The sequence below is a fragment of the Pseudomonas sp. P4_C3 genome (assembly GCF_056402075.1).
Genome location: NZ_JBFUIC010000410.1, coordinates 1 through 3,163, shown reverse-complemented (window position 1 = coordinate 3,163; position 3,163 = coordinate 1). Strand labels below are relative to the sequence as shown.

Sequence of the window (3,163 nt, the reverse complement as noted above, 5' to 3'; positions counted from 1 at the left end):
CAGTTCTGCAATCACAATAATAAGGAGCACGCAGAATGAAACTGTCCCTCTGGCCTGCCTTGCCGCTCGCCATCTCCAGTTGCCTTGGCCAAATGGCCTGTGCCGCCTCCGACAACGGATTTGTCGAAGACAGCAGCCTGACCCTGACCAACCGTAACTTCTATTTCTACCGCAACAACCTCAACAACCCGGGCGGTCAGAACTATCGGGACGAGTGGGCCCACGGGATCATGCTCGATTACCGCTCCGGCTACACCCAGGGAACGGTGGGGTTCGGGGTCGATGCCTATGCGCAGTTGGGCCTCAAGCTCGACAGTGGCAAAGGTCGCACGGGCACGGGTCTGCTGCCGGTCGATGCCGATGGTCGTCCCGAGGATGAGTATTCCGAAGCGGGCGGTGCGGTGAAGGCGCGGATTTCGCAGACCGAGCTCAAGTACGGCAACCTGACACCGCTCAACCCGGTGTTCGGCACCGGCAATGCGCGACTGTTCACCAGTGTTGCCACCGGCTTTCAGTTGACCAGCAATGAACTCAAGGCATTGCAACTGGACATCGGTCACTTCACCGCCGGCAACGACAGCAATTCGACCAATGCCAATGGCGCGCTCAAAGCGCTGTACGCCGGCGTGGAAACCCGCAGCGTCGATTATCTGGGCGGCAGCTACGCCCTGAGCGATCAACTGAGTGTCAGCCTGTACGGTTCGCAGTTCACCGACATCTGGCGCCAGTACTACGCCAATACCAACTACACCTTTGCCCTTGGCGAAGGCCAGTCGCTGAACCTGGATTTCAATCTCTATCGCACCAACGACAGCGGCCAGAGCCTGGCCGGCAAGATCGACAACACCACCTGGTCGCTGTCCACCGCGTACAAATTCGGTGCCCATCGGTTGACCCTGGCGTACCAGCGGGTCGATGGCGACGAGCCGTTCGATTACCTGGGCTTCGACCAGCAGCCAGGCACGTCGATCTTCCTCGCCAACTCGATTCAGGTTCTTGATTTCAACGCCCCCAACGAACGCTCCTGGCAACTGCGTTATGACCTGGACATGGCGCCTTTCGGCGTGCCGGGCCTGAGCTTCATGTCGCGTTACGTCAGTGGTGACCACATCGATGACAGCCATTACGACGGCGGACCCAATGGCGCCTATGGACGTTACGGCGATGACGGCAAGCGCTGGGAGCGCGACCTCGAGGCACGCTATGTCGTGCAGTCGGGCAAGGCCAGGGATCTGTCAATACGCGTGCGTCAGGCCAGTGTACGTTCCACCGCGCAGGTCGCCCGTGCCGACACCACGGACAACAACGAAGTCCGGGTGATCATCGAGTATCCACTGAGTATTTTCTGATCCGTGTCCTGCTGTGCGTGGCTGATCCCCACCGTTAAACCCACGACGTGCTCTTCAAGAAAGACAAAATCCAGAGGACATAAAAATGACCGATAACTCCGGTTTCGAAACGATATCCAACCGTGAACACGGCCTGCGGCGTCAGCTGACGTCGGGGCAGATGAGCATGATCGCCATTGGCGGTGCAATCGGCACCGGGCTGTTCATGGGCAGCGCCTATGCCATCGGTTATGCCGGGCCGAGCGTGTTGCTCAGCTATGGGATTGGCGCCATTATCACGCTACTGCTGATGGGCTGCCTGGCGGAAATGACCGTGGCCCATTCGACCTCGGGTTCGTTCGGTGCCTATGCCGAATTTTATGTCAGCCCGCTGGCCGGGTTCCTGGTGCGCTATGCCTATTGGGCGGCGATTGTGCTGGCGGTCGGCACGGAAGTGACGGCGGTGGCGATGTACATGAAGTACTGGTTTGCCAACGTGCCGGAGTGGATATGGATCGTCTCGTTCTCCAGCGTGCTGATCGTGCTCAATGCCATCAGCGTGAAGACCTTCGGCACYTTCGAATACTGGTTCTCGACCATCAAGATCGGCGCGATTGTCGGCTTCATCATCCTGGCGGTGTATGTGGTGTTCGGTTCCGGCAATCCGGACTACGGCGTGCACAATTACACCGCTCACGGCGGCTTCTTCCCCAATGGACTGCAAGGGATGTGGATCGCGGTGATCGTGTCGATCTTCAGCTACCTGAGCGTGGAGATGATCGCGGTGGCTGCCGGCGAGGCAAAAGACCCGGAACAAGCGGTGAAGAAAGCTTTTCGCGGGACTATCGTGCGCCTGGTGGTGTTCTACCTGCTGACCCTGGCATTGATGCTGGCAATCGTTCCTTGGGTCCAGGCTGGCCATGCCCAGAGTCCGTTCGTCACGGTGATGCAAGCCATCGGCATTCCCGGCGCCACCGGCGTGATGAATTTCGTGATCCTGATTGCGGCGTTGTCGGCGATGAACAGTCAGCTGTACATCACCACGCGCATGATGTTCAGCCTGTCCCGTGCCGGCTACGCGCCAAAATCCATGGGTGTATTGAGCAAGACCGGGATCCCGTTGAACGCGCTGTTGCTCTCCAGTTCAGGTATCGCCCTGGCGACGTTGCTCAACATCCTGTACCCGGAAAGTTCGTTCACCCTGATGATGGCGATCTCGATGTTCGGCGCGATCTTTACCTGGTTCATGATCTTCCTCACGCACTTCTGTTTCCGTCGTTTTCACGAACGCAATGGCAACCGCAAACTGTCGTTCCGCATGCGTCTGTTTCCCTACAGCACATTGCTGGGGCTGGTGCTGATGGGGGCGGTGATGATCACCACCTACTTCACTGAAGCCTTCAAGATGACCCTGGTGTTCGGTGTGCCGTTTCTGCTGGTGCTGTCGATTGTCTACGGTATTTTCTTCAGGAAAGCCCGGGTGGTCACGCGTCAAGAGCGAAAAATACTGGCCCCATAAAGAATGCCCGTATCTCACGATACGGGCATTCTTCAAGCTGCAAGGCTTGCCTTGCCGTTATGACCCTGTCGTAAAGGTCAGTTGGCTGAGAATGGTCATGGCCTTGGGCTGGATCGATGCACTGAGCGGCTGGCTCAACTCGTCGTGGAATGAATGATTGACCAGTTGTTCCTGCACGGCCCACTCGCTATACGGATCAGCTATTGCTGCGGTCGGTCGCCTTGGCTTTGCTTTGAGCAACAGCGGCTTCAGCCTTCTGTTTCTGGGCAACCTGGTAGGTTTCCATCGAGACTTTGCGGGCCGACTCCATGCGTGC

The 3,163-nt window shown here is 58.0% G+C and carries 2 protein-coding genes and 1 pseudogene; 2 read left to right on the top strand and 1 reads right to left on the bottom strand.

Going from position 1 to position 3,163, the window contains the following annotated elements:
- The first annotated feature begins 35 nt into the window (after positions 1-35).
- Together AC1DVH_RS28570 and AC1DVH_RS28565 are read left to right on the top strand one after the other, a co-directional pair.
- On the top strand, positions 36-1,349 hold the full coding sequence (locus AC1DVH_RS28570; RefSeq protein WP_477756606.1) for an OprD family porin: 1,314 nt from the start codon (positions 36-38) through the stop codon (positions 1,347-1,349).
- 85 nt (positions 1,350-1,434) lie between these two features.
- Complete coding sequence (locus AC1DVH_RS28565) at positions 1,435-2,847, top strand: amino acid permease (protein WP_477756605.1); 1,413 nt, start codon at positions 1,435-1,437, stop codon at positions 2,845-2,847.
- A gap of 196 nt (positions 2,848-3,043) precedes the next feature.
- On the opposite strand, the pseudogene AC1DVH_RS28560 reads toward AC1DVH_RS28565, so the two are convergent.
- A pseudogene (locus tag AC1DVH_RS28560) lies at positions 3,044-3,163 on the bottom strand (co-regulatory protein PtrA N-terminal domain-containing protein); the annotation flags it as partial.

Bases quoted from the DNA above. Each gene is read 5' to 3' on its own strand.
- AC1DVH_RS28570 (WP_477756606.1), top strand. From the start codon at position 36: ATGAAACTGTCCCTCTGGCCTGCCTTGCCGCTCGCCATCTCCAGTTGC.